Source organism: bacterium, assembly GCA_027622355.1.
Classification (GTDB): Bacteria; UBA8248; UBA8248; order UBA8248; family UBA8248; genus JAQBZT01.
In genome coordinates, this window is sequence record JAQBZT010000273.1 from 1 (window position 1) to 3,809 (window position 3,809).

The 3,809-nt window shown below is 60.5% G+C and carries 4 protein-coding genes; 1 reads left to right on the forward strand and 3 read right to left on the reverse strand.

Annotation, left to right across the window (positions count from 1 at the left end; translation table 11 throughout):
• Window positions 1-98: 98 nt before the first annotated feature.
• Both O2807_13215 and O2807_13220 read right to left on the reverse strand, forming a co-directional pair.
• Window positions 99-956 (reverse strand): heme-dependent peroxidase, encoded by an 858-nt coding sequence (locus tag O2807_13215; GenBank protein MDA1001460.1) that lies wholly within the window; start codon window positions 954-956, stop codon window positions 99-101.
• A gap of 120 nt (window positions 957-1,076) precedes the next feature.
• Window positions 1,077-1,979 carry a hypothetical protein gene (locus O2807_13220; protein MDA1001461.1) on the reverse strand — a complete coding sequence of 301 codons (903 nt, stop codon included), beginning with the start codon at window positions 1,977-1,979 and terminating at the stop codon, window positions 1,077-1,079.
• 327 nt (window positions 1,980-2,306) lie between these two features.
• Here O2807_13220 and O2807_13225 point away from each other — a divergent pair, with 327 nt between their 5' ends.
• Window positions 2,307-3,038, forward strand: a complete 732-nt coding sequence (locus tag O2807_13225) for a carboxypeptidase regulatory-like domain-containing protein (GenBank protein MDA1001462.1) — start codon at window positions 2,307-2,309, stop codon at window positions 3,036-3,038.
• A gap of 60 nt (window positions 3,039-3,098) precedes the next feature.
• Here the strand turns inward: O2807_13225 and O2807_13230 are convergent.
• Window positions 3,099-3,809, reverse strand: a 711-nt coding sequence (locus tag O2807_13230; protein ID MDA1001463.1) for an aminotransferase class V-fold PLP-dependent enzyme, incomplete at its 5' end; no start/stop codon positions are given.

Consider the following 3,809-nt stretch of genomic DNA (forward strand, 5'->3'; position numbering starts at 1 on the left):
AGGGCCCAGACGGCGTGCCCGGCGCCGATCAGGCGCGCCGCAAGCGCCTCTCCGAGATAGCCGCATCCAGCGATCAGAATCTGGGCCATAGACTTTCTTTATTCTGGGTGGAAATCGCCAAGAGGGGGAACCTTGCCGGAGAGAAGAACGGGAAGCTGATCGGGCATGATGCGCAGACTGTTGTAAAATGGGCCGAATTCGCCGTACCAGACGGAGGCCTCATCAAAGCGCATTTCGTACACGAGATCCTTGAAAACGATCGGGTCCGATGCAAAGAGGTAGACTCCCCATTCCCAATCGTCGATGCCAATGCTCCCTGTGATGATCTGCTGCACCTTTCCGGCGTACTTTCGGCCGACCATCCCGTGATCGCGCATCAGCATCTGGCGTTTTTCGATCGAAAGGGCGTACCAGTTTTTCTCCTCGCCGCGCCGTTTGCTCATGGGGTAGAAGCACAGGTAGCGGGAGGCGGGGATTTCCATGTACAGGCGTCCCTCGGTCCGCTCGCGCTGCTGGGCCATCTCTTTCTCCCAGCGGGCTTTCCAGGCGTCGCTGCCGGGTTCGAGCCCCTCTCCAATCAACTGGCCGTGGAGTTTGAGCGTCATTTCATACATGCCGAGTTCCAGAAAAGAGAGATAGGAAGTAGTCGGCTCCAGGTAGCGGAAAAACGCGAGGCGGCGAAAGCCGATCTCGGCCTCGTTCAACGCATCAAAGGTGGGCCGGAAGTGCAGAAGCAGGAGGTCGCCCTTATGCCCGAGTACGCTGAAAAGGGCGCTTTCACCCTTTTCCGGCTTCGAGCTGGCCTGAAGGTATCCGACGGCTTCGGCGAGCGCTTTTTCGCGCTCTTTTACGCCGCTCTCGCGCCAGGCGGCCCAGTCCATCTTGTAAATCTCGTGGAGGACCGCCCACCCCTCCAGCGTGGAGGGAACCAGAGCGGAATCCGGGTATTGCTTCATGTCATTGTACCCGCGTTGTCGGGAATCCTCTTGAAACGCCCGCCCCGGGGGACGCCCCCCGGGGCCATTTCTATATTCAATCGAAACCGCATCGCATGCAAACGCGGCCGGCGGCCGGGCTTATTTTTTACCGGCCGGCGGGATTTTTGGAAGCTTTCCGGTGGCGTCGGCCTCCTGGAAAATTCCATGGCACCGCACACAGGCGGCACGCGTGGAGAAGAGGAGGGGGACCAGTTCCCCGAGCGCATCCCGCCGAGCGGTGGCTTCCATCTTTTTCACAACCGCCAAAAGCGCATCCACTTCGGCATCGAAACGCTCTTGTGCGGCGCCCTCGCGGAGATTGCTGAGCCAGGGGATTGTTCCGCGCAGCCGCGCGATTTTTTCCCGGATGGCGTCCATACGCCCGGGAGTGGGGATCTCACCGTCAAGCCCCAGCGTGAAGATATCTTTTCCGAGGGCAGCGAGAAGTTTTTCCATCTCCCGCATGACTTCTTTGACCGATTCAAAATCATGCTCGAAGGAAAAATCGGCGAAGAGCGGGGCGGCGGCGGCGGGCCGGAGAATCACGCGGACCGCGTAGGGCCCCTTGGGGCCGAGGGTGAGGTTCCCGGCATAGGAGGTTTCTCCCTTCCCGTGAATTTCTGCCAGGGGAAATGTCCGCGACCAGGCGTTCTGGGTGAAGCGGATGGAGACCTGGAGGCCGGAGACGGATTTGTCGTCATCCGTTTTCACGATGGCCTGGAAGCGGTGGGTAAAGCCGGGAAGGCGCTTGTGATCGGCGCGCGTTTCTTTCCCCTTCCGGGAAGCGGGAAGGAGGGGAGGGGTGGAGATCAATTCGATGTGAAACGCCCCGGCTCTTGCCTCCCCCACCCGTTGGAGGACGTATCCGATCCGGCTGGTGTGGTGGGCGCGTGCGGGGGAAGCCGGCCAGCCGGCCAGGATGGCGAGAATGGCCAGCAGGGCGGCATGAAAGGCCGGGGGGGCCGGGCGACCCCGCAGCCGGAAGCGATTGGTTTGGGCCACAAACTTTCCATCCAGGATGTCGAGTGCAAAGGTATTAAAAACAATTATTTTCGGATTCTCTTCATGTCAGGAAAAGGGAACCTGAGGCAATGTCTCGCGTCCAACATGAAGAGCGGAAAATGCGGGACATATCATATGGTTCTTTAGGGCTATTGACTTCATCCCGGGGCTACTCTAATCCATTCAGGGGACTTTATTATCGGAATTGTAATTGCCGCCAGTCGCGCATTCCTTCGGTGATTGCGATAGGTGGTAACATGGTGCCTGCCGGATGATTCTTGTTCAGGATTCACACCGAGGTTTTTTATTTCAGCGAAAGGAGCAAGCATGCGAAGCAGATTTTTGGGGGTTGGGTTGGGCCTGATCTTGTCGCTGGCCGTGACGCCCTCCTTTGCCGCCTACAAGGGCGGTGCGGTGAGCGGCGGCGGTTCTATCTCAGGCAAGATTCTCTACGGCGGAGCGCCTGTCAGTCCCAAGAAGCTTTCGGCCAACAAGGACAAGGCGGTATGCGCCAAGTCGCCGATTTTCTCTGAGGCCTTGGTCATCAAGGGCGGCGGCCTCCAGTGGGCGGTGGTTTCTATCAAGGGCATCAAGTCCGGCAAGGAATTCCCGAAATCAATGGCGAACGCCGAAGTCGATCAAGCCGGCTGTGTCTACCTTCCCCATGTTGCCGTGATGCAGGCCGGCTCCCAGATCGTCATCAAGAACAGCGACGGTATCCTGCACAACGTGCACACCTATCCCGGAAAAACGGGCAATAAGACCGCCAACCTCGCCCAGCCGAAATTCAAGAAAAAGCTCAAGATGAAAAAGACTTACTTCAGCAAGCCGGGCATCGTCAGCGTCAAGTGCGACGTGCACGACTGGATGAGCGGCTTCATCGTGGCCGCGGATCATCCCTACTACGCGGTGACGGGCCCGGACGGCTCCTTCAAGCTCGATGGCGTTCCGGCCGGCTCCTACACCGTTGAGGTATGGCACGAGACCCTCGGCACCCAGACCATGAAGGTCACCGTGAAGGGCGGCGCCGATGCGAAGGCGGAACTGACGCTGAAGTAGCCGTTTCCCGTTTTCAAATTCAAGCCGCGGGGCTTCGGCCTCGCGGCTTTTTTTGTTTTCCTACTTTCGGGTTGCGAGCCGGTGGACGGCGCGGATGAGCTGGTCGATCTCCTTGTCGGTGTTCAGATAGTGGATCGACGCACGGACGGCGGGCGGCTCGGCGTCCACCGCCCGAAGAACGACCTTGTGTTTTTTCAAAAGAAGCGCCGCTGCCCTTTCGGCGTCCATCCCCCGGACGCGGAAGCCGATCAGACCCGACTGCACCGGCCGATCGGGCGGCGTCAGGCACGCCACCCCGCGGATGCCGGAAAGTCCATCAAGCGCCCTTTGCGCCAGTTGGAGAATCCGCCTCTCGATCGCCGCCGGGTCGCTCCCCCGCCAGATCGAAACCGCTTCGTTCAGCCCGCTGACAAGGGCGGGGCTCAGGGTACTGCTCTCGAAGCGGCGGGCGTCCGGGAAGGGCTCGAAGAGGAGGGACTGGAGCCGTTTCCTGCGGGCGGAGTGATAGCCCGCCTTTGCGGCATTCAGGGATTTTCCCAGCCCCCCCTGGCGCACGAACACCGCCCCGGTCCCCTGGGGGCCCATCAGCCACTTCTGGCCCGAGAGGGTATAGACGTCAGTGAAGGAGCGGCGGATGTCCACCGGTATCTGGCCGCAGGACTGGGCGCCGTCCACGGCGAGGAGCACTCCCGCCTTCCGGCAGATGCGTCCGATCCGGCCAATCGGCAGCCGCCGGCCCGCCAGCCAATCGATGTGGCTGATGCAAAAAGC

What these genes read in the sequence shown, in the direction of transcription:
- O2807_13215 (MDA1001460.1), bottom strand. Translation starts at nt 956, where the DNA reads ATGAAGCAATACCCGGATTCCGCTCTGGTTCCCTCCACGCTGGAGGGG.
- O2807_13225 (MDA1001462.1), top strand. Translation starts at nt 2,307, where the DNA reads ATGCGAAGCAGATTTTTGGGGGTTGGGTTGGGCCTGATCTTGTCGCTG.